Origin of the sequence: Streptomyces sp. 6-11-2 (assembly GCF_006540305.1) — a bacterium.
Taxonomy (GTDB): domain Bacteria; phylum Actinomycetota; class Actinomycetes; order Streptomycetales; family Streptomycetaceae; genus Streptomyces.
In genome coordinates this window covers 2,644,569-2,669,018 of sequence record NZ_BJOR01000001.1, presented here as the reverse complement: position 1 = coordinate 2,669,018, position 24,450 = coordinate 2,644,569, and the positions used below count along the sequence as shown (strand labels likewise).

General features: G+C 72.2%; 21 protein-coding genes. 13 read left to right on the top strand and 8 right to left on the bottom strand.

What is annotated here, in order from left to right; genetic code table 11:
- Positions 1-31: 31 nt before the first annotated feature.
- From TNCT6_RS11260 to TNCT6_RS11235, 6 genes are all read left to right on the top strand, one after another.
- Positions 32-811 carry a DUF4328 domain-containing protein gene (locus TNCT6_RS11260; RefSeq protein WP_141359136.1) on the top strand — a complete coding sequence of 260 codons (780 nt, stop codon included), beginning with the start codon at positions 32-34 and terminating at the stop codon, positions 809-811.
- A 166-nt stretch (positions 812-977) separates the two neighbouring features.
- On the top strand, positions 978-1,595 hold the full coding sequence (locus TNCT6_RS11255) for a hypothetical protein (protein ID WP_141359135.1): 618 nt from the start codon (positions 978-980) through the stop codon (positions 1,593-1,595).
- A 165-nt stretch (positions 1,596-1,760) separates the two neighbouring features.
- A complete protein-coding gene (locus tag TNCT6_RS11250) occupies positions 1,761-2,156 on the top strand; it encodes a hypothetical protein (RefSeq protein WP_141359133.1) in 396 nt (131 codons plus the stop codon).
- 129 nt (positions 2,157-2,285) lie between these two features.
- Positions 2,286-2,885, top strand: coding sequence for an RNA polymerase sigma factor (locus TNCT6_RS11245; RefSeq protein ID WP_141359131.1), 600 nt, complete (start codon positions 2,286-2,288; stop codon positions 2,883-2,885).
- A gap of 330 nt (positions 2,886-3,215) precedes the next feature.
- Positions 3,216-3,878, top strand: coding sequence for an RNA polymerase sigma factor (locus TNCT6_RS11240; protein ID WP_141366323.1), 663 nt, complete (start codon positions 3,216-3,218; stop codon positions 3,876-3,878).
- Entirely contained in the window at positions 3,878-5,116 is a 1,239-nt protein-coding gene (locus TNCT6_RS11235) for an extensin (RefSeq protein WP_141359130.1), read from the top strand. The genes TNCT6_RS11240 and TNCT6_RS11235 overlap by 1 nt, the downstream gene beginning before the upstream one ends.
- A 248-nt stretch (positions 5,117-5,364) precedes the next feature.
- Here the strand turns inward: TNCT6_RS11235 and TNCT6_RS11230 are convergent, their stop codons facing one another.
- The gene (locus tag TNCT6_RS11230) at positions 5,365-6,207 is read right to left on the bottom strand and encodes a L,D-transpeptidase family protein (RefSeq protein WP_141359128.1); all 843 of its coding nucleotides are present in this window, start codon (positions 6,205-6,207) and stop codon (positions 5,365-5,367) included.
- Between the two features lie 239 nt (positions 6,208-6,446).
- On the opposite strand from TNCT6_RS11230, the gene TNCT6_RS11225 reads away from it, so the two are divergent.
- The 3 genes from TNCT6_RS11225 (at position 6,447) to leuE (ending at position 9,681) form a co-directional block, all read left to right on the top strand.
- Positions 6,447-8,027, top strand: coding sequence for a methylmalonyl-CoA mutase (locus TNCT6_RS11225; RefSeq protein ID WP_141359126.1), 1,581 nt, complete (start codon positions 6,447-6,449; stop codon positions 8,025-8,027).
- 173 nt (positions 8,028-8,200) lie between these two features.
- Complete coding sequence (locus tag TNCT6_RS11220; RefSeq protein WP_141359124.1) at positions 8,201-8,866, top strand: hypothetical protein; 666 nt, start codon at positions 8,201-8,203, stop codon at positions 8,864-8,866.
- Positions 8,867-9,027: 161 nt separating this feature from the next.
- On the top strand, positions 9,028-9,681 hold the full coding sequence (gene leuE / locus TNCT6_RS11215; protein WP_141359122.1) for a leucine efflux protein LeuE: 654 nt from the start codon (positions 9,028-9,030) through the stop codon (positions 9,679-9,681).
- Between the two features lie 122 nt (positions 9,682-9,803).
- On the opposite strand, the gene TNCT6_RS11210 is transcribed toward leuE, so the two are convergent.
- From TNCT6_RS11210 to TNCT6_RS11180, 7 genes are all read right to left on the bottom strand, one after another.
- The gene (locus tag TNCT6_RS11210) at positions 9,804-10,886 is read right to left on the bottom strand and encodes an acyltransferase (protein ID WP_141359120.1); all 1,083 of its coding nucleotides are present in this window, start codon (positions 10,884-10,886) and stop codon (positions 9,804-9,806) included.
- A 115-nt stretch (positions 10,887-11,001) separates the two neighbouring features.
- Entirely contained in the window at positions 11,002-12,354 is a 1,353-nt protein-coding gene (locus TNCT6_RS11205) for a polysialyltransferase family glycosyltransferase (protein ID WP_141359118.1), read from the bottom strand.
- 3 nt (positions 12,355-12,357) lie between these two features.
- Positions 12,358-13,323, bottom strand: a complete 966-nt coding sequence (locus TNCT6_RS11200; protein WP_141359116.1) for a glycosyltransferase family 2 protein — start codon at positions 13,321-13,323, stop codon at positions 12,358-12,360.
- A gap of 123 nt (positions 13,324-13,446) precedes the next feature.
- Complete coding sequence (locus tag TNCT6_RS11195) at positions 13,447-15,663, bottom strand: polysaccharide pyruvyl transferase family protein (protein ID WP_141359114.1); 2,217 nt, start codon at positions 15,661-15,663, stop codon at positions 13,447-13,449.
- Positions 15,660-16,913 carry a hypothetical protein gene (locus TNCT6_RS11190; RefSeq protein ID WP_141359112.1) on the bottom strand — a complete coding sequence of 418 codons (1,254 nt, stop codon included), beginning with the start codon at positions 16,911-16,913 and terminating at the stop codon, positions 15,660-15,662. The genes TNCT6_RS11195 and TNCT6_RS11190 overlap by 4 nt, the downstream gene beginning before the upstream one ends.
- Before the next feature lie 213 nt (positions 16,914-17,126).
- Positions 17,127-18,479, bottom strand: a complete 1,353-nt coding sequence (locus tag TNCT6_RS11185; protein ID WP_141359110.1) for an alpha-2,8-polysialyltransferase family protein — start codon at positions 18,477-18,479, stop codon at positions 17,127-17,129.
- On the bottom strand, positions 18,479-19,456 hold the full coding sequence (locus TNCT6_RS11180; RefSeq protein WP_141359108.1) for a glycosyltransferase family 2 protein: 978 nt from the start codon (positions 19,454-19,456) through the stop codon (positions 18,479-18,481). The genes TNCT6_RS11185 and TNCT6_RS11180 overlap by 1 nt, the downstream gene beginning before the upstream one ends.
- A gap of 198 nt (positions 19,457-19,654) precedes the next feature.
- On the opposite strand from TNCT6_RS11180, the gene TNCT6_RS11175 reads away from it, so the two are divergent.
- The 4 genes from TNCT6_RS11175 to TNCT6_RS11160 are packed head-to-tail and all read left to right on the top strand — an operon-like array spanning position 19,655 to position 24,399.
- Positions 19,655-20,995, top strand: a complete 1,341-nt coding sequence (locus TNCT6_RS11175; RefSeq protein WP_141359106.1) for a DUF6716 putative glycosyltransferase — start codon at positions 19,655-19,657, stop codon at positions 20,993-20,995.
- A gap of 32 nt (positions 20,996-21,027) precedes the next feature.
- Positions 21,028-22,314 carry an acylneuraminate cytidylyltransferase gene (locus tag TNCT6_RS11170; RefSeq protein ID WP_141359104.1) on the top strand — a complete coding sequence of 429 codons (1,287 nt, stop codon included), beginning with the start codon at positions 21,028-21,030 and terminating at the stop codon, positions 22,312-22,314.
- 14 nt (positions 22,315-22,328) lie between these two features.
- Complete coding sequence (locus tag TNCT6_RS11165) at positions 22,329-23,267, top strand: N-acetylneuraminate synthase family protein (protein WP_141359102.1); 939 nt, start codon at positions 22,329-22,331, stop codon at positions 23,265-23,267.
- A gap of 34 nt (positions 23,268-23,301) precedes the next feature.
- A complete protein-coding gene (locus TNCT6_RS11160; RefSeq protein WP_141359100.1) occupies positions 23,302-24,399 on the top strand; it encodes a hypothetical protein in 1,098 nt (365 codons plus the stop codon).
- Positions 24,400-24,450 lie beyond the last annotated feature (51 nt).

The following is a 24,450-nucleotide window of genomic DNA, read 5'->3' as shown; positions in this document are numbered from 1 at the left end:
GGCTCCACTACGACACCTCGGGGGACCCACCATGATCTGCGCACGCTGTCACCACCTGGCGGCGGCACCCGGCGGCACTCTCTGCACCAGCTGCGCGGCCGTTCCGGCGCCCGCCGTCCCGGCGCCGGCCGTCCCGCCGTACACGGGGCGGCCGCAGGCCTGGCTGCGCTCGCCGGTCGCACTCGGCCGGGCCGCCGCCGCGATGCTTCTCCTCGCCGCCGCCGCAGACCTGTTCGCCGTCTGGACGGACATCGTGATGTACGACGTCTCGGGCGACCTCGTGAACGGCTCGGTCGGCGCGGACGTGATGCGGCGGGCCGACGACGCCGACCGGCTCTACGCCGTCGCGGGCGTCACCCAGTTGGTCACGCTGCTCGCCAGTTGTGTCGTCTTCCTGTGCTGGTTCTACCGGGTGCGGGTCAACGCCGAGGTGTTCGATCCCTCCGGGCACAGCATGAAGCGCGGCTGGGCGATCGGCGCGTGGTTCACCCCGGTCGTCAACCTGTGGTTCCCGCGCAGGATCGCCGTGGACATCTGGGAGGCCAGCAGCCCGGCGGACGGGCCCAGGTCGAACTGGCCGGTGAATACCTGGTGGACGTTGTGGGTCATCGGCCTGCTGGCCGGCCGGCTGGCGGACAGCCACTACAACCAGGCCGTCGCGGCCAAGGCCCTGCAGGAGGCCGCCGGGGAGATGATGTTCAGCGACGCCCTCGACGTCGTCGCCGCCGTGTTCGCCGTTCTCGTGGTGCTCCGGCTGACCCGTATGCAGCACGAGAAGGCGTTGCGGGGACCGGCGCCGGCCGCGGCCTGACCTCGCTTCCCCGGCGCCGGCAGCCGACCTCGGTCGTTGGCCGAAACCTTCTCTTATGCCAACTTGCTCGACTCTGCGTGCAACCCGTGTGAAACTACCGGCCGATCGCACGCAGTAAGGGCAAGTGCGGGCTCCGTAGAGGTCGGCGCCCTTTGAGGAGGCGTGGATGAGCCTGGTGGAACTGATCGCGCAGGCCGACGAGCGCGGACTGGCCGCCAGCGGGCTGGCTTGTTTGGATCGGTGTGTGCCGCTGCTCGGCGGCGACGACGAGGTCCTGCGGCCGCTGTGGGGGAGCCTCGCCGAGGACTCCGCCCATTCCTCGGACGGCGACTGGGCGGAGCGGCTGGAGCAGGCACGCGGCGCGCTGGGCGCGCTGGGCGAGGGGGACGCCGAGGACGCCGGGGACGAGGCCGCGCTGCTGGCCCGCCGGATGCTGATCGCCGCGCCGGCCGCCCGGTCCGCGGCCGAGGTACGGCAGTGGGCCGACGCCTGCTCGGTCGCCTCGCTCCAGATCCACCGGCTCCTCGATCCGGCCGAGGACGCCGCCTCCGACGGCTCCCTCCCCGAGGCGCTCGACTCCGTCCGCGCCGGGGCGAACCCCGTTCCGGGCTCCGTCGAGGGCATGTCGCCGCTGGTCGCCGGTGAGCTGCGCCGGCAGATCACCGTCCTGGAGCTGGTCGCCGGACACGGGCGGGCCGGACTCCGCCAGGCCCTGGAGGTCTCCACGGAGGGGCGCCGCGTCCTGCGGGCGGTGGTGTCCCGCCGGGCCCGCGGCCGGGTGTGAGCCGGGGGCCCCGGACGGGCCGGGCGCGCGGCGGAGATCTGTGAGCGTCCTGCGGGTGCGGTGCGGTGGTCCTGCGTCGGTCGTGCGCCGGTTGTGGGCAAGGTCGCGGTCGCGGGTGACGAACCACGGGCGGATCGCGCTCTTCCCTATGTGACAGCCCAGCATGTGACGACTCATCAGCAGAGCAGGCCCCAGGCCGCCACCAAACCGGTGCGGTGGGCGGCGGACACCGTGACGGCGATGCGCGAGGGCGCCCGGCTGCGCCTGGACTACTCGGTGCAGAGCCTGTGGCGCGTCGACCGGACGATCGAGGAGATACGCCGCGAGGGCACTCCGCACGCGGCCGTGCGGAGCGTGCTGCGCGGCTTCGGCGCGTACGCCGGCGAGGTGATCGTCCGTCATGGCGGCGGGGCCGAGTGGTGGGCGAGCGGCGGTGAGCACTGGGTGCGCACCGCGGACGGACGGCTGTGGGACCCCATCGAGGAGGCCGGGCGGTGCTTCACGGATCAGGGGTCGCTGCGGCTGCTGTGCCGGGACGCGATGGGGACCGAGCGGATCTGAGCCGTGGCCGTGGGGCCGCTGACGAGCTGTGACACTTCTGTGGGAGCGGACGCTGATGACCGTGGGGGCGTGGACACGGCCGGTCGGTGGTGCGCACGTCTGGGGACTCGCTACGGACGAGGACAGTTCTTGGGCCAGGGAGGGGAACCCCGCCGCGCGCAGGCGTACGACGGGGACTTGGGTGCGGCCGTCGCGCGGGCCCAGGAAGGCGACGAGGATGCCTTCGCCGTCGCGTACCGGTTGGTGCAGCCCGGACTGCTCGGGTACGTGCGCGGTCTCGTCGGCGACGACGCCGAGGACGTGGCGTCCGAGGCCTGGCTGGAGATCGCGCGGGACCTCGGCCGGTTCCGGGGCGACGGGGCGGGCTTTCGCGGCTGGACGGCGACCATCGCCCGGCACCGGGCGCTCGACCATCTGCGCCGGCGGCGGGTGCGGCCCCAGGCCGCCACGCTGGAACAGGACGTCCTGGAGCTGCCCGGCCCGTACAGCACCCATGACCAGGCCTTGGAGTCCATGACCACCGAGCGCGCTCTCGACCTCGTCCGCCGGCTGCCCCGCGACCAGGCGGAGGCGGTACTGCTGCGGGTCGTCGTCGGCCTCGACGGCCCCGCCGCCGCGCGCGTCCTCGGCAAACGGCCGGGCGCGGTGCGCACCGCGGCCTACCGGGGGTTGAAACGGCTGGCGCGGCAGCTCGACGAGGAGGCCCGGGGCGGGGCGGCGGAGCGATGAGTACCGAGGCAACGGCCGGGGCCGCCACCCCCCACAGGAGAGGCCCCGGCCGTCGCGCGGCACGGGCCGCGCGGCCCGTATTCCTTACAGCGCCGACGGTGCGGTTTCTGTCACACCTCGCCCCGGCTCCGGTTGGTTGCACGTTGTACGGTCATGGACGGCAGGCGGTTTCAGGCCGTAACGTGCCTTTCGCGCCGAGGTGCGGCGGGCATGGCCACCGCAACGATCTGCCGCCTCGAACACCGCAGCCGTCAACTGAGGAACCACGACGGCCAGAGCCCGGTCCGCGACAGCGGTGCCGGTAATCAGTCGCAAGGAAGGGCACCACGGGTGCTGGGGGACGACGCGGAGCTGACCGCCGCGGTGCTCGCGGCGCAGGACGGGGACGAGACCGCGTTCCGGACTGTGTACCGTGCCGTGCACCCGCGGCTGCTGGGATACATACGCACGCTGGTCGGCGAGCCGGACGCCGAGGACGTGGCGTCCGAGGCGTGGCTCCAGATAGCCCGCGATCTGGAACGGTTCAGCGGGGACGCCGACCGGTTCCGCGGCTGGGCCGCCAGGATCGCCCGCAACCGCGCTCTGGACCACATACGCATGCGTGGCCGCCGCCCCGCGATCGGCGGCGACGAGACGGAACTGGCCGGCCGGGCCGGCGAGTCCGACACCGCGGGCGAGGCCATGGAGGCCCTGGCCACCGGCAGCACCCTCTCGCTCATCGCCCAACTCCCGCAGGACCAGGCCGAGGCCGTGGTGCTGCGCGTGGTCGTGGGCCTCGACGCGAAGACCGCGGCGGAGACGCTCGGCAAGCGCCCCGGTGCCGTGCGCACCGCCGCGCACCGCGGTCTGAAACGGCTCGCGGAACTCCTCGGCGACGATCCGGAATCCCCTCACGCGCTCGACGCGCTGCCGCCTCCGCGCGCACCGCGGGGCCACGCGGTGACGTCCGCCGGTGTGACGCATATGCGTGCCCGGACGCAGAAGGACATGTGATGGCCGAGGAGCAGCACAGGTGGCTGGACCGCGACACCGCGGAGCGTTTGCTGCGCGGGGAGCCACTGGACACCGTCGACATCACCGTCCGTCACCAGGCCGAACGGCTCGCCAAGGCGCTCGGCGCCCTGTCCGCCGAGTCGTATCCGCCTCCTCAGGCCGCCCGGGTCTTCCCGGACGCGGCCGCTTCTCCCGCCTCCTCGGCCGCATCCGTGTACCCGGACGACTCCGCCGACGCCGCGCTGCCCGGTGAGGCCACCGCGCTGGCCGCTTTCCGCAAGGCGCGCGTCCAACGCGCCGACGAGCGTGCCGCGGAGGGGACCGACGCGCGCGGCGCGGCCCTCGGAGCACACTCCCGTCCGCGTTCCGCGCGCTCCGACGAGGTCGGGCTCGTCCGGATCGGCACGCACGCGGGTGGCCGTACGGGAGGGCGAGCCCGCCGCGCCGGGGCGCGGCGCCGGGGCCGGCCGGTACGTCTCGCGGTGTCGGCCGCGCTCGCCGCGGGCGCGGTCGGCGGGGTCGCGGCGGCGGCCACCACCGGCGTGCTGCCGACGCCGTTCCGCGGCGACGAGCCGGTCCCCGGCACCTCCGTCTCCGCCCCGGCGGCACCGGAACACCCGCTGGTGTCGCCCTCGCCCGGCGGCACCCCGGGCAGCGGTCCGGGCACTCCGACGTCCGGCGGCGCCACGACCGGCGCCACCGACGGCGACACCGGGAGCGCCCCGCGCGAGGGCAGCGCCGCCCCCGGTCGTGGCGCCGCCACCGGCTCCGGCGACGAACAGGGCAATTCCGGCGACCGCTGGAACCGGCTGGTCTCGTCCTGCCGTGACCTGCGCGACGGCAGGACCCTGGACTCCGACCGCCGGCGCGACCTGGAGGGAGCGGCCGGCGGCTCCGCGCGCGTGTGGTCGTACTGCCAGGGTGTCCTGAAGGCGGTCGACGGCCGCTCCGGTGACACGGGCGGCGACGACCAGGGCCAGAACGAAGGCGGCCAGAACGGCAAGGGCGGCGGGAAGGGCAAGGACGGCGGGAAGGGCCAAGGCGACAAGGGCGCCGAGGGCGAACAGGGCGACGACCAAGGCGGCGACCAAGGCGGCGACGGTGACGGCCGCGGCCTCCGCAAGGGCCTCGCACCCACGGTCCTCGCCCCGCAGCTCCCGGGCTCCGCCTCGTCGGTCCCGAAAGAGCCGGTCTCGCCCTCGGCGTCGTCGCCGGGGCCCACCTACAGCGCCCTGTGATCCCGCGCCTGCCGCTGCTCCGACCTGCGAGTTCGTGCCCCGGGAAAAATTGTCCCGGCGGGGTGTGACGTTTTCCGCGGGGGTGGCGCAGTAGTGAGTGAGCCGACTGGTCATCGGCCACCGCACAGAGCCGGGGTTCCCCCCGTATCCACGGCTCGTGCATTTGGCGCGGGCGGGACACGTTCCCCCGGTCCCGCCCGCGCCCCCGTCCTCCTCCCTCTTCCTCCCGCCTCGCCACGCCTCGCGCGTCACCAGTGCACGACGACCCTGTCGCCGACCCGCACCTGTGCGAACAGCCGTGAGACCGCCGCCTCGTCCCGTACGTTGACGCACCCGTGCGAGCCGCCCGCGTAGCCGCGCGCCGCGAAGTCGTAGGAGTAGTGCACGGCCTGGCCGCCGCTGAAGAACAGCGCGTAGGGCATGGGGGAGTCGTAGAGCGTCGACACATGGTGTCGCGACTTCCAATAGACCTGGAACACACCCTCGCGGGTGGGTGTGTACTCCGTCCCGAACCGCACCGCCATCGTCGACAGCGTCCGCCCGTCCACCATCCAGCGCAGCGTCCGGCTGGTCTTGTCGATGCACAGCACCCGGCCGGTCAGGCAGCGCCCGTCCGGCGGGCCGGCCGGCTGCCCGCCCATCAGATACAGCTCCCACCGGCCCGGCTCGTGCGTCATCCGCAGCAGGCGCTGCCAGGTGACCGTGTCGGTCCGCCCCGTCCGCGGCAGCCCGCGCTTTCCCTGGAAGCCCTTGACGGCCTGTTCGGTCAGGTCGTCGTAGGACCCGGTGGGCCCGTCGAACAGCCAGCCGATCTGGCGCAGCCGGGCCTGGAGCTCCCGGACGTCACGGCCGCTGTCGCCGCGGGACCACAGGACCCGGGCGGTGGTGCGGACCGGGGTCCGGGCCGGCCCCGTGCCGCCGGGGGCGCTGGTGCGGGCGCCGGGCGGCCCGGTCTCCGGGACCTCGATGTGCACCGGCGAGCGCGGCCGGCCGTCCGGGCCCGGGGACTGCACCGTGCAGCCGCACACGGCGGCCAGTGCCGTGGCCGCGGCCACGGCGGCGATCGCTCTGCTCGTTGCCCCGGTACGCATGGCGCCCCCCGCTGTCCCACCGGTGTCCGTCGCCGGCCGTACACCGGAATGTCTCCCCAGACGTGACGGGCGGCGAACCAGGGGGCAAGGTGGGGAGACAGAGTGACCCCTCGGGCTGTGAGATAGCTCCCAGCGTGGGGCACTCCACCCGGCGCACGGCCGCCGCTACAGTCCGTGGCGAGAGTCGGCCGTACTGGCGAGTAACTGGCGAGTAACAAGGAAACGCGGAGGCACACACCATGGCGCGCGAGTCGGAGTCGGGGCTGCCCATCGAACCGGTCTACGGGCCGGACGCCCTGAAGGGCTGGGACCCGGCCGAGAAGCTGGGCGAGCCGGGGGCCTACCCCTTCACCCGCGGTGTGTACCCCACCATGTACACGGGCCGTCCCTGGACCATGCGCCAGTACGCCGGATTCGGCACGGCGGTGGAGTCCAACGCCCGCTACAAGCAGCTGATCGCCAACGGCACGATGGGCCTGTCCGTCGCCTTCGACCTGCCCACCCAGATGGGCCACGACTCCGACGCGCCGATCGCGCACGGCGAGGTCGGCAAGGTGGGCGTGGCCATCGACTCGATCGACGACATGCGGGTGCTGTTCGGCGGGATCCCGCTGGACAAGGTGTCGACGTCGATGACGATCAACGCCCCGGCGGCGCTCCTGCTCCTGCTGTACCAACTGGTGGCGGAGGAGCAGGGGGTCGGCGCCGGCCGGCTGACGGGCACGATCCAGAACGACGTGCTGAAGGAGTACATCGCGCGCGGGACGTACATCTTCCCGCCCAAGCCGTCCCTGCGGCTGATCGCGGACATCTTCAAGTACTGCAAGGCCGAGATCCCCAAGTGGAACACCATCTCCATCTCGGGCTACCACATGGCCGAGGCGGGCGCGTCCCCCGCGCAGGAGATCGCGTTCACCCTCGCCGACGGCATCGAGTACGTCCGCACGGCGGTCGCGGCCGGCATGGACGTCGACGACTTCGCCCCGCGTCTGTCGTTCTTCTTCGTCGCCCGTACGACGATCCTGGAGGAGGTCGCCAAGTTCCGCGCGGCCCGCCGGATCTGGGCGCGTGTGATGAAGGAGGAGTTCGGCGCGAAGAACCCCAAGTCGCTGATGCTGCGCTTCCACACGCAGACGGCGGGTGTCCAGCTGACGGCGCAGCAGCCCGAGGTGAACCTGGTCCGGGTCGCCGTCCAGGGCCTGGCGGCGGTTCTGGGCGGCACCCAGTCGCTGCACACGAACTCCTTCGACGAGGCGATCGCGCTGCCCACCGACAAGAGCGCGCGCCTGGCCCTGCGCACCCAGCAGGTCCTGGCGTACGAGACGGACGTGACCGCGACGGTGGACCCGTTCGCCGGCTCCTACGTCATCGAGGAGATGACGGACGACGTCGAGGCGGCCACCGTCGCGCTGATGCGGAAGGTCGAGGACCTCGGGGGCGCGGTCTCGGCGATCGAGCACGGCTTCCAGAAGCAGGAGATCGAGCGCAGCGCCTACCGCATCGCCCAGGAGACCGACTCGGGCGAGCGGGTCGTCGTCGGCGTCAACCGCTTCGAACTCGACGAGGAGGAGCCGTACGAGCCGCTCCGCGTCGACCCCGCCATCGAGGCCCAGCAGGCCGAACGGCTGGCCAAGCTGCGCGCCGAGCGCGACCAGACGGCCGTCGACACGGCCCTGTCCGCCCTGAAGAAGGCCGCGAAGGGCGAGGACAACGTCCTGTACCCGATGAAGGAGGCGCTGAAGGCCCGGGCGACGGTGGGCGAGGTGTGCAACGCGCTGCGGGAGGTGTGGGGCAACTACGTGCCGAGCGACGCGTTCTGACCCCTGACCGGCCCCTGCCCTCCGTTCGGTGAGGTCTGGAACCGGAGCGTCGCGCCCGGGTATCCGCGTGCGACACCCCTTCCCAGTCGCCGCCCGGCGCGGGGTGCGGGCCGGATACGCCGCGGCCGCCGGCGCCCTCTTCCTCGGCTTCGCGGTGCAGCCGACCCCGGCAAGTGCCCAGCGACCGACCCGTCGACTTCGTTCCGGACAAGGCCGAGGCGGGCGACGGCTTCGGCTCGCCGGGCGAGACCCTCTGGGTCGGCACCACCTCCTTCCCGGAGGCCGGCATGGTGCACACGCTCCGGGTGACCGCGTCCGGCACCGTCAGCCAACTGGCCCAGATCCCCCAGGGTGTCGCCGGCGTCAACGGCGCGTCCGCGGCCGGTGACCACTTCGGCACCGCCCTGGCCGCCGCGAACACCGCACCGAACCCCGTGGGCACCGCCTCGACCATGCTGCTGGCGGTCGGCGTGCCCGGCAAGGACATCGGCACGGCCACCGACGCCGGCATCGTGCAGACCTTCTCGCTTCTCGGAGCGCCCGGCGACTCCGACCACTGGATCGAGGCGGGCAACGCCCGCGGCCTGCCGGGCACCCCCGGCGCCTCACAGCGGGTCGGCAGCCACCTCAACGCGACCGGTACGCACCTGTGGATCGGTATGCCGTACGGTCCCGCGGAGCGCGGCGCCGTCCACGCCCTGCCATGGACGAATGCCATGGGCGGCACCGGCGACACCGTGCTGACCCACCAGCCGGGCCTGAACGGCCTTCCCCTCACGGGCAAGGCATTCGGCATGGCGATCCGCCGACCGGAAGCCGTACGGGCCCCGGGCGGATGATCCGGACGCTGCCGGCGAATCCGTCCCGCTGGATCTCGTCCGGCGGGACGGAGTGCCGCGAAGGGGGCGGGTGATCTGCCGGTGAGCCAGGCATCGAGTCGTGCCGGGTCGATGGCGGCGCCGGTGAAGTGGTGGTGCACCGTCGTGCGACACTCCTTGCCATGTTCGGAGTCATCCATCTCCCCACCTACTTGGCAGGGCTCGTCCTCATCGTCCTGCTTCCCGGGCCCAACTCGCTGTACGTGCTGTCCGTCGCCGCCCGGCGCGGGATACGCGCCGGGTACACCGCCGCCGCGGGTGTCTGGTGCGGGGACACCGTGCTCATGACGCTGGGAGCGGCCGGGGCCGCCTCCCTGCTGAAGGCGAACCCCGTGCTGTTCGGGATCGTCAAGTACGCCGGCGCCGGATATCTGACGTGGATCGCGATCGGCATGCTGCGGACCGGCTGGGGGATGTGGCGGGCCCGGCGGGAGAAGGCCGCGCGGGAGGAGGACCCCGCTCCGGTGGCCGCCGGCGAGCGGCCGTTCCGCCGCGCTCTCGTCGTCAGCCTCGTCAACCCCAAGGCGATCCTGTTCGTCATCGCCTTCTTCGTGCAGTTCGTCGACCCGGCCTATGCCTATCCGGCGCTCTCCTTCGTCATCCTCGGCGCCTTCCTCCAGTTCGCCAGCGTCCTCTACCTCAGCGCGCTGATATTCGGCGGCATGAAGCTGGCCGCCGCCTTCCGCCGCCGCAAGCGACTGTCGGCGTCGGCGACCTCCGCGGCGGGCGTGCTGTTCCTGGGCTTCGCGGTGAAGCTGTCGCTGGCGAGCGTGTAGTCACCGGCCCGGCAGCCGCCGGTCGCCTCGGGGACCGCAGACGGCACGGGCCCCGGAACGGATCCGTTCCGGGGCCCACTTCTGTCCCATGGGGCTTGTTGCGCCGTCGTGTCCGGCCGGGTTCAGCCGAGCAGCCGCCGCAGGTTCAGCTTGCCCCACAACAGGCTGGCGGCGAACGAGAGGGCCAGGATCGTGATCAGCAGACCGACCAGAAGCAGCCCCGCCATCGGTCCCCTCAGGTCCGCCGACACCAGCGGTGCGACGACCTCCTCGAGGAACAGCACATGGACCATGTACGCGCCGAGCGCCGCACCGGCCAGCTTCTGCAGCAGGGGCCGCCACTTCTCGGGGATCCGGACCCGGCTGATGAGGAGCAGCACGCAGACGCACATGACGCCGACGAACAGGTGCGCGTTGGGGATCACATAGTGGATCTGCGTGTTGTACCAGAGGCACCCGGCCATGGTGAGTGGCAGCAGGACGAACAGCGGCCAGCGCCACCGTACGACGCCGGCGGGGAGGGCGAACAGCATCGCGCCCCCGACCGCGTACACCACCGAATAGGTACCGAACCCCCAGGCCACCGACGGCATCCGGTGATCCGTGACCTCCCCGAGTGTGGTCAGCACGCTCGGCAGGACGGCGATGCCGAACAGTGCCGCTCCGAGCCCCCAGGGCCGCTTCCCCGCCCTGATCATCATCGCGAAGGCGAGCAGCACGATGATCGGAATGTAGTTGTACATGAACCACAGGTGGTAGGCGGGCCGTACCGAGCCGAAGAGGGAGTCCGTCGCCAGCTCGGTCATGGGCCGGTCGTTGCGGTCCCGCAGCCAGGCCCAGACCAGATAGATCGCCGTCCAGGCGAAGAGCGGAACCGTGTTGCGGACGATCCGCTGCCACATCCGGGCGCTGTCGCGCGGGGGCGCGCCGACCAGCACGGCCCAGCCGGCGATGGCGAAGTACATGGGAACGGCGAACGGATTGATCGCCTCCGCCACGTGTCCCGCCCAGTACGACCCTGAACCCTTGGCCGGGTTGTCGTTGGTGGCGTGGATGAACTGGGCGCCCACATGCCCCAGCATCACGGTGGCGGAACAGATCAGCCGCATCAGGTCGATGTCGTAGCGGTGTTCCCGCGGTGCGGCGGCCTGTTCGGACGGAGCGCTGCGCTGCTGCGGCAGGCCTACGGCTATGTCATTCGGCACCGCGTCACTCTCTTACTGCTCGGTGTACGGGAGTTGAAGAGCTGGTAGCTCCCCTGTGGCTGCTGGGCCTCGGTTGGCCGTCCGGGACGGATGAACGCGCAGGCCGCCCCACGCGTCATCGCCTCACGCCGCGTCGCACCGCCCTGCGCACCACGCGCTTCGCGCGTCGCACCTGGATCTTCGCGCGCGACCGGGGGTGGCTGCCGGGAAGGCCGAGCTCGGCCAGCCGCAGTTCGGGGAAGTAGTAACCGGGGCTGTCGGCCAGATGGTTCCGCAGCCAGTCCGCCGTCGACTCCCGCAGCTGCGGGTACGCCTTGGGCTGCATGCAGAAACCGATCGCCCGGACCAGCGGTGACAAGGTCCCGGGGGCGGCGCCGACGAGAGCCGGGGTCTCCTCGCGCTCCAGATCGGGCACCAGGTGGTCGACCACGGCCAGGGGCACGCGGTTGCTGTTCGGGTAGGGCTGGAGGCGCCGCGTCACCAGCGCGGTCCCGACCCGTGCGACGGGCACGTCGAAGTAGGCGGAGGCGGTCATCATGGCCGTCGAGAAACAGCCGACGACGAGTGCGGGACGGCAGTGGTGGTACAGCGTCTCGGCCAGCAGCGGCGCGTCCAGCACGGTGAGCCGGACGCCGGCGTCCGCCGCCGCCTTGCTCAGCGCGGTCGAGTAGTCGGCAGGTGCCGTCGGATGGGGCTTGAAGACCAGGGAACGGTGCCCGGCGCGCACGGCCCCGGTGAGCATGCGGACATGGAGGTCCTCCTCCTCCTGCGCGCTCAGGATGTTGATCGCCGCCAGATACTGGCCGAGGAGCACGGCCGTCGGCGCCTCCTCCAGGACGGGCGCCAGCCGCGGGTCGTCCGCCGCGTCCCGGGAGATCTCGTCGAGCACGCCGCGGAACGCCTCGTCCGGGACGAGTTCGGGCTCGACGCCGTACTCGGACAGCAGCATCGGCTTCAGACCGGGTATCAGGTCGAGATGGAGCAGCCGCCGGATGCGGCGCGCGAGGGTCAGCGGCAGCTTGTCCCGGGTCGGCCCGTAGCTCATGAGGCCGTCGGCGTACACATGGACGGCGCTCTCGGAGAAGATCGCCGCCAAGGCCTGGGCCGGGTTGACCTGGATCGACTCGACGGCGAGCTCGATCAGGTCCCGCTCGTCGATGCCCCACAGGAGGCGGAGCGCCCGCTGCCACAACACCGTGTCGTTGCCCCGCGGACCCCAGGCGCTGGGATGGTGGGGGCTGATCGCCTCGTTCCAGCTGACCACCGAGTCGAAGCGGCCGGCTATGCGTGCGTAGCCGTGCATCTCGTCGAGGCGCAGGGCCGTCTCCGGTACGGCGGCGTTGTTGGAGACCAGCAGGACGCGCCGGGCCTCGTGGCGCGGTCCGAACAGGCCCGCGTCGAGCGCCGCGGCGAGAGTGGCCGCTCCGTAGAGGGTCGAGACCTGGAAGATCTGGGTCTTTCGGGGCATGGTTCAGGCAGCCTTCCGCCCGTCACGCAGGCGGCTGAGCAACCTGCTCCGAGTGCTGTCCATGGTGGTGAGGGTCTCCTCGAGCGTTCGCTCGGGCATGCGGTGGAGTGCGGCTTTCGCCTCACGCCGCAGTCGCTGGGCCGTCGAGGGCTCGTACTCGTTCGCCTTGCCGATATGGAAGGCGATCATGGCGCAATAGGTCCGTACGGCCTTGGGGAGGAAACGCTCGGTCTCCGAGTCCTGCAGCACATCCTGCAGCAGCGCGTCGTAGGCCGGGATGAAGTCCAGCTGACGCGCGTCCTTGATCTGGGTGAGCGAGGTCGCGACGCCCCTCCGGTAGAACACGCCGTGCACACCGAGGGAGGCATACGTCCTGGCCTTCAGATGCAGGCGCCAGATCCACAACCGGTCCTCGGCGGTGCGGAGTTCGGTCGCGAAGCGCATGCCCCCGTCGGCGAAGAGGTGCCGGCGGTAGATCCCCGCCCAGACGAAGGGGTAGTCGACCATCGTCTCCGATTCGGCCGGCGCTATTCCGTCGCGCGGATCCATCACGAGGTTGCGCACCGGGGCCGGGGGCCGCCGGACCACCCGCTCGATGCCCGTGGCCTGGACATGATCGGTACGGGCGAAGTCGCAGCCCAGTTCGTCCATGGCGCGCACCAGTTCGGCGAGGTGACCCGGCCCGTACCAGTCGTCGCCGTCGAGGAAGGTGATGTACTCACCGCTCGCCGCGTCGATACCGCTGTTGCGCGCCTGGGCTATGCCCATGTTCTTCTCGTGCCGGATCACCTTGGCGCCCGGACGGCTCTCCGCCCAGCGGTCGATGACCGTGGGGGTGGAGTCCGTGGAGCAGTCGTCCACGAGCAGGAACTCGACATCGGGATTCGCATTGTTGGCGAGGCTTCGCAGCGTGCTCTCGGCGAACGCTCCCACATTGTGCATGGGGACGACAACGGACAGTTTCGGCACAGAGGCCTCTCACGCTCGAAGGTTGGGGATTGGAACAGGCTAACGATGCTCCCGACGGGTGCAGTGTCGCCCGAGATATGGAGAGATGAATTATGTTCGAATCATCGGTGAATGATCGATGTTCTACGCCTGACCAAAGGTTTTCCTGAGCTCGTCGATGTTCGACCGGGTCGTTTCCCACAGGAGCTTCTGCGCGTCGTGCACCTCCGCCACGGCGGTCGCGTGGTCGTCGAGGATCGCCGTGGCCCGTTCCGTGAGCCGGGAACCGAGTTCCCGGTCGTGCACGGACAGCCCCCATTCCTCGCGTCCGATGTCGGACAGGAAATAGGCGAGCTTCGGGTGGGAGACGAGGCTGAGAATGGGGGTGCCGCAGCCGAAGGGAATCATGCCCGCGTGCCCGCGCATGCCGATCACCAGCCGCGACCGGCCGTACAGCTCGCGGATGCCGTCGTTCGACATGTCGTAGAGCTGCTCCACGGGCAGCGTGAGGCCGTGCTCCCGGCGCAGGTCGTGCACGAACCTCTCGTCGGCGGGCATGTGGGCCGCGTACCGCACATCGGCCCGGTCCCGCAGTTCCCGGAGCGCGGTGGCCATCTGGGCGAGGAAGTGGCCGTAGTCGTTGCCGAAGCGCAGCCCCGCGCGGTCGTAGGCGCAGTTGACCAGGACGGTCTCGGACCTCTCGGCTGGATCGAACCGGCCCGGGGCGAGGTACCGCGCCACGGTGGTCGGGCAGGGCTGGTAGCGCACCCGGTCGCGCAGCTCCTCGGGGAGCAGCTCCCGGACCCGCTCGATCGAGCCGTGGTTGCGCAGCCCGAAGAACGCCGACCGTTCGACGAGCACCCGCAGGCTCTCGGCGAACCGGCTCCGGCGGTAGAGCTGTCCGTCGAACACGTTGTAGCCGACCGCGAACACCGCCAGAGGCGTGGTGATCCGCGCCAGGAGCTCGTCCGGGACGTTCCACTGCCAGTGGCTGTTGCCGTTGGGGGAGGTGTCCGGGAGGAAGAGCCCGCCGCCGCCCACGATCACTCCGCGCCGGGCGTTCAGCTGCTCCAGTGCCGCTTCGTCGACCAGCCGGTGCACCGGCTGCTGGTACCAGCGGCGCGGGCCGGTGTCGGCGTCGAAGCACATGCGCACGGCCTCGGGCAGGACCTTGTCCCCGGCGTTCTCCTGGCCCTCGGCGAACAGCGCGACATGCGCCAGCTGGTGCGCGGCGGCGTCCGGCTCTTCCGGTGCCGGTCCCGCGGGGCGGGTGCGCACATACCAGCTGTGGCAACCGGCGTCGGTGGGATCGGCGTCCAGGCCCTCGCGGGCGTACGCGTGCGCGTCCTCCTTCCGCCCGCACAGCCATGCCAGGCGGGCGAGCTGGGCGAAGGCACGCGGGGCGACATCGGGTGAGGCCGCCGCCAGGAGCAGATGCGCCTCGGCCTCGGCGTAGCGCGACAGCGCCATCAGGCAGACGCCCAGCGTCTCCTGGCAGCGGGGCGCGTCCAGCCGGTCGCCCACGACCGGGGCGAGGACGTCGACGGCCTCGTCGTAGCGGCCCTGCCGACGGTACACATCGGCCACCGTACGGGCGAGACCGAGGGAGGGACGCGACTCGAGCAGCGGTGGCGCGCAGTGCGCCAGAAGGCCGGCGTGTTTGTCGCCGGGCAGGGCGCAGTAGGCCGCCCGGAACTCCTCGTCGCTCATCTCGAAGCGGCGCCGCGCCTCGGCGGCCGGACCGTCCCCGGGCGCGTCGGAGGGGCCGGTGAAGTGGAGGACGGCGACGTTCGCGGGCACCGGCGAGTCGCCCGGGAGCCGGTGGGTGAGGAAGTCGTACCGCGCGTCCACCGGAACCAGGACGTCCGCCGACGAGAGGTCCGGACCGCCGTCGCCGGAGAGCCGGGCCGCCAGGGCGTCGTCCACGTCGGTGCGCTGGATCACCAGGAGGCCGCCGGGCAGGACGGCGTGCCGCTCCCCGCCCTCGCCGTCGTACAGCGCCTGCTGGACGGCGCCCACACCATGGCGCATCCTGAGCAGCTCACCGAGGTCCCCCAGCACCACCATGTCCGGGCTGAGGGCGATGACCGTGTCATACCCCTCCAGCCGGAAGAGGTCCGCGCGGCTTTCCGCCCGGCGGGTGACGACACGCGGGTGCAGGCGGTGCAGGGCGTCGAACGAGGAGCCGGCCGGCTCCGCGTGCAGGACCACGAAGTCCTCGCACACGCCAGGGTTGGTCAGTACCAGGCTGCGCAGCAGCGTGGCCAGAGCGGGCAGGCGGTCGCTGTCGGCGTGGACGGCGAAAGCGATGCGGCGTCTGCCGGTGACGGTGCTGCGGTCGTCCGCCAAGGAGTGGGTCATCGCAGGGCGATCCTCATCTTGCTGTTGTCGACGTGTGTCGCGCGGTCCATGACCCACTCGGCTTCCCTCGGCCGCAGCCGGCCGGGCAGGCCGAAGCCGATGAGGTCCAGGCGGGGGCTGACATCCAGGAAGTCCAGGAGCCGCAGGACGGTGAAGGCGGTGGTGGTCGCCGGTTCCCAGTCGCCCTCGCCGATCAGCGCCGGGTCGGTCAGGGGCGCGCGCAGGGACGCGTCACCGATGTGCTCCTGCGCTCCGGGCACGAGCCGCTGCCGCGTGGCGCGGCGCCATTGTGCGGCCGGGGAGCCGAACACCAGCCGGATGCCGGCCGGCTGCGTCCAGGCGGGTCCGTTCCACGGGGTCTCGCCCCGCAACGAGACGGCGTGCAGATCGGCGCGCTCGCCGGTGCCCTCCGCGCGGACCCCGAACGAGTCGCAGCGCACCACCAGGTCGTAGCCGTCGGTCTCGGCGCCCGACGCGCTCCCGGCCGCGTCGTCGGCACCCGAGACCAGGCACACCGTCCGCCCCTCGATCAGTCCGCGCAGCCCGCCGACGCCGATCGGGGTGCTCCCGCCGAGCAGCGGGTCGGACAGCGCGGGCCGCTCGACCAGCCGCCGGTACGTCCCGTACAGCTTCAGCAGGCGCCGCACCGCCGGGTCCCCGGCGCTGTGCTCGGCCACCCGCGCCTGTACGAAGGCGGCGAACGCCGGGGCCGTGACCGCGGAGGGCTGTCCGAGCAGGTCGCGCAGCGGGGAGCCGGCCCGGGGGAAGAGCGCGTCGGCCTCTTCCAGGCACGCCCGCTGCCGCCGCAGGGTGTCGATCCTGCGGACGACCTCCTTTGCTGCGCCGTTGTCCTGCACCAGCGTGAGGTGGCGCTCGTAGCATTCCAGTGCCTCTGCCTCACGGCCGAGCCCGTCGAGGGCCAGGCCGTGCAGCCGCCAGGCTCCCCTGGACCGCTGCCGGATCCGGGTCGACGTCTCAGCCACGCCCAGGGCGAGGGCCAGTCCGCTGTCCCCGCCGGCCTCCAGGGCGCGCTCGCCGACCTTGAGCAGGGAGTCGAAGGGATCGGCCGACGGCGTGTCGAGCGAGGTGGCGAAGGTGCCGATCGCCCGGCTGAGGCGGGCGTGCCGGGGAGACGTCTCGCTCTGTGCCGCGAGGTACTCGCCGCACAGGCGCATGCTCCGGGCGAACAGTTCCAGCCTGGCGGCCTCCTTCTGCCGTGCCTTGAACAATCCCGCCAGGGGGTTCGTCATGCGTTCCACCGTCCTCCGATCGAGGGACGCATCGTGCCCCAGTACGACGGTTCCCTGGTGTCTTCCCAGTGGACGGCGGGTAAAGAGTCCCGGTTCGGCGGCCGACCGGACGACGTCGCCCGGCGAGGACCGGGGTGTCCGCCGGCAGGCCGCCGTACCCGTGGCAGGGCCATGATCCGGAGGCGCCGTCCGGTGCGGGCGGCGCTCGGGTCCTCAGCCCCGTACGGCGTTCTTCAGCGCCCGCGCCCGCCGCACCATCCGGCGCGCCGTGGCGCTGCGGGGGAGGAACGCCAGCCGCTCCGGGATGCCGCCCGGCAGGCCCAGCGAGGTGAGCCGGCGGCGCTTGAAGTAGCGCTGGGTGCGCGGTCCGAAGTGCTGGGAGAGGAAGCGTTCCGCTGCCGGGCGCAGACCCGGGTGGATCTGCGGCTGCATGGTGAATCCGACGGCGGTGACCAGCCCGGTCAGCATGTCGGCGGCGACGGCATCCTCCTGCCCGTCCTCCTTCCCTTCGCCCTGCCCGTCCTCCAGGTCCGGCAGCAGCGCGTCGGCCAGGACGACGGGCACGCGGTTGCTGTTCTGGTAGGGCGTCAGGCGCTCCAGCACCGGACCGGTCCCGACGCGGGCGACCGGCAGGCCGTGGAAGGCGGAGGCGGTGAACAGCGCGGTCGAGAAGCATCCGGCCACCAGCGCGGGCCGGGTCTTCTCGAACAGCACCTCCGCGAGGACGGGCAGGTCCAGGACGGTGAGGTCCGCGCCGAGCCGTTCCGCCTCGGCCTCCAGCGCTCGGCTGCAGCGGGCCGGAGCGGCCGGGTGCGGCTTGAAGACGACCGAGCGGTGCCCGCGGGCGACCGCGCCGCGCAACATCCGCACGTGCAGCTTTTCCTCCTCCTCGGCGGAGAGGATGCCGAGCGCGGACAGGTACTGGCCGAGCAGTACGGCGGCACGCTCGGGCAGCGGCGGAAGCTGCGGCACGGCGTCGCCGATCCGGCTCAGCACCGTCATGAACGCATCGGTCGGCAGGGCCTGCGCGGGCACGTCGAACTCGGTCAGCAGCAGCGGGGTCAGACCGGGGACCAGGTCCAGGTGGAGCAGCCGCCGCACCCGCGTGCCGACCAGCGGGTCGATCTTGTTGCGCGTGGGGCCGTAGCTCATCAGCCCGTCGGCGTAGACATCGATGGGCGCCTCGGCGAACGACTGGGCGATGGCCAGGGCCGGGTTGACCTGGAGGGACTCCATCACCAGGGCCACGCGGTCGTCGCCCAGGCCCCACAGCAGCCGCAGGTAACGCTCGAACATCGGGAGGTCGTCGGGGCGCGGTGACCAGGCCCCGGGGTGGAAGGGGCGGATCGCCTCGTTCCAGGACAGGACGCCGTCGAAGTGGTCGCGCAGCGGTGCGAAGCCCGGCATCTCGTCGACGGCCGGGGTGATCTCCGGCGTCGCCGCGTTGTTGCACACCAGGAGCAGCCGGCGGTCCGCCTCGGGGAAGCAGCCGGACTCGATCGCGGCGGCCAGGGTGGCGGCACCGTACAGCGTCGAGGCGCAGAAGATCTGGGTGGTGCGGGGCATCAGGAGGCCGCCTTCGCTGCGGGAACCCGGCGGCGCAGCCGACGCAGCCTGGAGGAACGGTTCAGGTCCATGGTGTCGAGGACGTCGGTGAGCAGCTCCTGGGGCATCCGCTTGATCGCCGCCGCGCTCATGGCCCGCAGCTGCCTGGCCACCGTCGGTTCGAACTTGTCGATCTCCGACAGGTGGTGGGCGATGATCGCGCAGTAGGTGCGTACCGCCTTCGGCAGCAGCCGGCCGGCCTCGGGGTCGGCCGCGGTCTCCTCGATCACCTGGTCGAAGGCGCGGATGAAGTCGAGTTGGCGCACATCGCCGATCTGCGTGAGGGAACCGGCCACCCCGCGCCGGTAGAAGACGCCCAGCAGACCCACCACGGCGAACGACTCCGCCTCCCGGTGCAGCCGCCAGATCCACGGCCGGTCCTCGGCCGTGCGCAGACCGTCGGTGAAGTGCAGCAGCCCCCGGTCGACCAGCCGGCGGTGGTAGACACCCGCCCAGGCGTAGGGGTAGTCGACGGAGGTGGTGCGTTCGGCGGGCAGGATCGCCTGCCGCGGGTCCATCACCTCGCCCCGCCGGCCGTGCGGGACACGCCGGATCGTGCGCGCCCGCCCGGTGCACTGCACATGGTCGGTGCGGACGAAGTCGCAGCCCAGCTCCTCGATCGCGGCGAGCAGCCGCGGGTAGTAGCCGGGGGCCAGCCAGTCGTCGCCGTCCAGGAAGGTCAGGTACTCGCCGCGCGCCGTGTCGATCCCGGTGTTGCGCGCGGTCGCCAGCCCGCCGTTCTTCTCGTGTCTGACGTACACCGCCCCCGGCAGCTCGCGCTCCGCGCGCGCGAGCATGTCCGGTGTCTCGTCGCGCGAGCAGTCGTCGACGAGAATGAATTCGAAGTCCTCGCGGGCGTTCGCGCGCAGGCTCTTCAAGGCGTCGGACGCGTATTGCCGGACGTTGTAGAACGGCACGATGACGGAGAGCTTGACCACGCAGGCGAGGTTAGGAAACGGTCCCGCCCCCGCCTTTACCGTCAGCTTGAGCCTGGGTGAACGGCGCGTGGCGACGCAGTGAACCAGCCCTTTTTCCAGGCCGCCGGCGGCCTGATTCGCCATTCGGCGATGTGCTGTTAACTGTTTGTTGTGTTCGGGTTGGGTGGAACCTAGAAAAGCCTTCCTACGGTCTTCGACGTGCCAGCCAGTGCGAAGAAGTCCCGGCGAGTCGCCGTTCTCGCGGATTCCGACACCCGGTGGAAATGGGGTGCCCTCACGGCGAACCGTTTGGTTTCCGCCGGTGCTTCCCCCGACTCGGGTGAACCGGACATCCGGCTCGACGGCTACCTGCTGCGGGGCCGTGCCACCCCCACCCCCCGCCAGCTCGAGGAGGTCGGCGTCCGCGCGGACCGTCTGAGCGAGGTCACCGCCGCCGAGTTCCTGCGCGAGATGGCGCAGGAGCCGTACGACGTCCTCGTGCTCGCCCTCGTCGGCGGCGGCGTCCAGGCCATGCTGCACGGACTGGCCCACGTCTGGCAGGGGCGCACCGAGCGGCCCGTGGTCGTCACCGGCTACGTCGGCGTCGTCTACGAGAAGCTCACCGACGGTCTGCTGCTGCGGCACGGCGCCGACCTCGTCCTCGCCAACTCCCGCCAGGACGCGGACCGTTTCCGGGCCGTGTACGAGGGAGTGGGCGCCGACGCGTCGTCGGTGACCGAGGTGGCGCTGCCGTTCCTCGGCGGCGCCGTGCACACCCCGGACCGGACGGAGGACGACCCCTACACGGTCGTCTTCGCCGCGCAGCCCTCCGTGCCGCAGAGCCGCGGGGACCGCGCCTACCTGCTGGACCGGCTGATCCGGCACGCCCGCCGGCACCCCGGGCGCGAGGTGCTGCTCAAGCTCCGCTCCAAGCCGGGCGAGCACACCACGCACATCGAGGAACTGCCGTACCAGAAGCTGGCCGAGCGCAAGGACCTGCCCGCCAACCTCCGCCTGGTGTACGGGAACATGGGCGAGGTCCTGGACCGCACCGACCTGCTGGTCACGGTGAGTTCCACGGCCGCGCTGGAGTCCCTGCACCGGCGCATCCCCACCGTCGTCCTGACCGACCTCGGGGTGCGGGAGGCGCTCGGCAACCACCACTTCGTGGGCTCCGGCTGCCTGGCCTCCTGGGACCAGCTCGACGACGGCCACGAGCCCGAACCGGACCCGTGGTGGGTGGCCCGCCAGGGCGTCGCCACCGGAGGCTCGTACGAGGCCGCCTTCGACAGGGCCCGCCTACGCGTCGACGAACTGCTCGCCGCCGGTGAACTCCCGCCGCTGAAGCCCTACTACACCCCCGTCACGGCCCCCGGCTATCTGCCCGGCGTCCTCGCCCGCCACCACCTCGCCCCCGACGGCAGCCCGCTGCCGGGCGCGCCCGCCGCCGACCGGTCGCCCGGCCCCGTACGCCGGATCTTCCGCCATGCCGCCCGCGGCGCCTACCGCCACGGCGTGCAGCGCGTGGCGCCCGTGATCCGGCGGATGGGGGAGCTGTGAGCGACCGCGTCCCACACCAAGGAGTGCAGCCCATGACCGACGCCCACCCGGACGCGGGATCCGGCGCCACGGCGCGCCGCGTGCTCGCGGTGATACCCGCGCGCGGCGGCTCCAAGGGCGTCCCCGCGAAGAACCTCGCCCCCGTCGGCGGCGTCCCGCTGGTCGCCCGTGCCGTGCGCGAGTGCCGGGCGGCCCGGCTGGTGACCGACGTGGTGGTCTCCACCGACGACCAGGCCATCGCGGCCGCCGCCCGCCAGGCCGGCGCCGAGGTGGTGCTGCGGCCGGCCGCCATCGCCGGTGACACCGCCACCTCCGAGGCCGCCGTGCTGCACGCCATGGACGCGCACGAGGCACTGCACGGCGCCCCGGTGGACGTGGTGCTGCTCGTGCAGTGCACCAGCCCGTTCCTGCGGAGCGAGGACGTCGACGGGGTCGCGGGCGCGGTCGTCGAGGACGGCGCCGACACCGCGGTGACCGTGGCGCCGTTCCACGGCTTCGTGTGGCGGGACGCCGCGGACGACCCGGTGGCCGCCGGCGCACCGTCGGACGCGGCCGCCGCCGAGTCCGCGGCCACCGAGGGCGGTTACGGCGTCAACCACGACAAGTCCTTCCGCCCGCGCCGCCAGGACCGCCCCCAGGACCTGCTGGAGACCGGCGCCGCCTACGCCATGGCGGCGTCCGGGTTCCGCACGCACCGGCACCGCTTCTTCGGGCGTACGGAGCTCGTCCGCACCGACCCGGCGCGGGTGCTGGAAATCGACGACCCGCACGACCTGGCGCGGGCGCGCGCGCTGGCACCGCTGTTCGACGCCGACCGGCCGGGGGCCCTGCCCACCGCCGCCGACGTGGACGCGGTCGTACTCGACTTCGACGGCACCCAGACCGACGACAGGGTGCTGATCGACTCCGACGGACGGGAGTTCGTCTCCGTGCACCGCGGGGACGGCCTCGGCATCGCGGCGCTGCGCGACAGTGGCCTGAGGATGCTGATCCTGTCCACGGAACAGAACCCGGTCGTCGCCGCCCGCGCCCGGAAGCTCAGGCTCCCGGTGCTGCACGGCATCGACCGCAAGGACCTCGCGCTGAAGCAGTGGTGCGAGGAGCAGGGCATCGCGCCCGAGCGCGTGCTCTACGTCGGCAACGACGTCAACGACCTCCCGTGCTTCTCCCTCGTGGGCTGGCCCGTGGCGGTCGCGAGCGCCCACGACGTCGTACGCGGCGCCGCACGCGCGGTCACCACCGTCCCAGGCGGCGACGGCGCGATCCGAGAGATCGCCAGCTGGATCCTCGGCCCCTCTCTCGATTCCCTCACCAAGTAAGGACGACTCCTGTCATGAGCACCAACTCCCGCATCCGCACCTTCGGTTCGCGCGAGGCCGGCCCCGGCCGCCCGGTCTACGTCACCGGTGAGATCGGCATCAACCACAACGGCGACATCGAGAACGCCTTCAAGCTGATCGACGCGGCCGCCGAGGCCGGCTGCGACGCCGTGAAGTTCCAGAAGCGCACGCCCGAGATCTGCACCCCGCGCGACCAGTGGGACATCGAGCGCGACACCCCCTGGGGCCGGATGACCTACATCGACTACCGCCACCGCGTGGAGTTCGGTGAGGACGAGTACCGCCAGATCGACGAGTACTGCAAGAGCAAGAACATCGACTGGTTCGCCTCCCCGTGGGACACCGAGGCCGTCGCCTTCCTGGAGAAGTTCGACGTGCCCGCCCACAAGGTGGCCTCCGCCTCCCTGACGGACGACGAGCTGCTGCGCGCCCTGCGCGCCACGGGCCGCACGATCATCCTCTCCACCGGCATGTCCACGCCCAAGCAGATACGCCACGCGGTGGAGGTGCTGGGCTCGGACAACATCCTGCTGTGCCACGCCACGTCGACGTACCCGGCGAAGGCCGAGGAGCTGAACCTGCGCGTGATCAACACCCTGGAGAAGGAGTACCCGAACGTCCCGATCGGCTACTCCGGCCACGAGACGGGCCTGCAGACCACGCTGGCCGCGGTCGCCCTGGGCGCCGTCTTCGTCGAGCGCCACATCACCCTGGACCGCGCCATGTGGGGCTCCGACCAGGCCGCCTCCGTCGAGCCGCAGGGCCTGCAGCGCCTGGTCCGCGACATCCGCACGATCGAGGCCTCCCTCGGCGACGGGGTGAAGAAGGTCTACGACTCCGAGCGCGGCCCGATGAAGAAGCTGCGCCGTGTCACCGGCGTCGTCGCCGAGGCGGAGATCGCCGCGGCGGCGGGCGAGCCGGTCTCGGTGTGAGCCCCAGCCCCTTAACACGGACGGTCCCGCGCCGATGAGCCCCCACACCCTCGCCTTCGTCGAGAGCCCGGTACAACTGCTGAACGTGCTGGAATGGGCTCACGTCCGCGGCCACACCGCCGACGGCGCCCCCGATCCGGGCGGGACCGCTCCCGGCGCCCGCCCGGAGTCCGGGATCACCCTCGTCGTGCTGTCGCCGACCGATCCGATGAGCCGCGGTCAGCTGCGGCGGATGGCCCAGCTGGCCCGCGACGAGGGTCACGAGGTGCGGTGGGAGGAGGCGCGGGGCGGGGCCGGGGCGCCGCTGCGGACCATCGGTGGTCTGGCCGGGCCGCTCCGGCGGGCCGAGCGGGTCGTGATGGGGGACCCGTTCTCACGGTATGTGCAGCTGCTGCTGACGATCACCAAGGCGCGGGACCTCGTGGTAGTGGACGACGGCACGGCGACGATGGAGTTCGTCGGCCAGCTCGCCCGCGGGGAGCGGCTGGTGCGCTGGCACCGCAAGGGCGGCCGCCGCGGCCCCCGGGACCTCGTCCTCGGCCCGGTGTCGGCCGCCGCCCGGCGCCGGCTCACTCCTGGCGGGGAGCGCCGGGTGGAGGTGTTCTCGTCCATGCCGATCGACGAGGCCCCGCGGGGTGTGACCGTCACCGCGAACCGCTTCGCCTGGACCCGTGAGCGCTTCGGCCCGCCGAGTGTCACCACGAGCGCCGACCTGGTCGGCACGTCACTGGTGGAGACGGGTGTCGTCGACGGCGACCGGTACGTGGACGCCGTACGGGCACTGGCCAGGACGCACGGGGCGAGGCGCTACTTCGCCCACCGGCGCGAGAGTGCCGAGAAGCTGCACCGGCTGGCCGTGGAGACGGGCCTGCAGATCGTCCGCCCCGAGCTCCCCCTGGAACTGATCGCCCGCCGCGGCCCGATCGGCCGCACGGTCCTCAGCTTCCCCTCCACCGTCGTCCACACCCTGCCGCTCGCCCTGGCCGGCACCGAGGTACGCGTCACCGTCTGCGACATCGACCCGAGCTGGCTGACGGCGCACGCCTCCCCCCGGGCCCAGGGCTTCCTGTCCGGGGTGACGGGCACCGCCCGGGACGTGCACCGCCTCGCCCGTACGGCCCAGGCCGGCTGAGCGCTCCGCCGGGACTTCCGCGGGCGGCCCCGGGGAGTCCCGGCGGGGGCG

Excerpts from the sequence above, each read along its gene's own strand:
- TNCT6_RS11195 (WP_141359114.1), bottom strand. The coding sequence starts at position 15,663 with ATGACCCACTCCTTGGCGGACGACCGCAGCACCGTCACCGGCAGACGC.
- TNCT6_RS11260 (WP_141359136.1), top strand. The coding sequence starts at position 32 with ATGATCTGCGCACGCTGTCACCACCTGGCGGCGGCACCCGGCGGCACT.
- TNCT6_RS11170 (WP_141359104.1), top strand. The coding sequence starts at position 21,028 with ATGACCGACGCCCACCCGGACGCGGGATCCGGCGCCACGGCGCGCCGC.
- TNCT6_RS11235 (WP_141359130.1), top strand. The coding sequence starts at position 3,878 with ATGGCCGAGGAGCAGCACAGGTGGCTGGACCGCGACACCGCGGAGCGT.
- TNCT6_RS11165 (WP_141359102.1), top strand. The coding sequence starts at position 22,329 with ATGAGCACCAACTCCCGCATCCGCACCTTCGGTTCGCGCGAGGCCGGC.
- TNCT6_RS11190 (WP_141359112.1), bottom strand. The coding sequence starts at position 16,913 with ATGACGAACCCCCTGGCGGGATTGTTCAAGGCACGGCAGAAGGAGGCC.
- TNCT6_RS11160 (WP_141359100.1), top strand. The coding sequence starts at position 23,302 with ATGAGCCCCCACACCCTCGCCTTCGTCGAGAGCCCGGTACAACTGCTG.
- leuE (WP_141359122.1), top strand. The coding sequence starts at position 9,028 with ATGTTCGGAGTCATCCATCTCCCCACCTACTTGGCAGGGCTCGTCCTC.
- TNCT6_RS11225 (WP_141359126.1), top strand. The coding sequence starts at position 6,447 with ATGGCGCGCGAGTCGGAGTCGGGGCTGCCCATCGAACCGGTCTACGGG.
- TNCT6_RS11205 (WP_141359118.1), bottom strand. The coding sequence starts at position 12,354 with ATGCCCCGAAAGACCCAGATCTTCCAGGTCTCGACCCTCTACGGAGCG.
- TNCT6_RS11255 (WP_141359135.1), top strand. The coding sequence starts at position 978 with ATGAGCCTGGTGGAACTGATCGCGCAGGCCGACGAGCGCGGACTGGCC.
- TNCT6_RS11185 (WP_141359110.1), bottom strand. The coding sequence starts at position 18,479 with ATGCCCCGCACCACCCAGATCTTCTGCGCCTCGACGCTGTACGGTGCC.
- TNCT6_RS11230 (WP_141359128.1), bottom strand. The coding sequence starts at position 6,207 with ATGCGTACCGGGGCAACGAGCAGAGCGATCGCCGCCGTGGCCGCGGCC.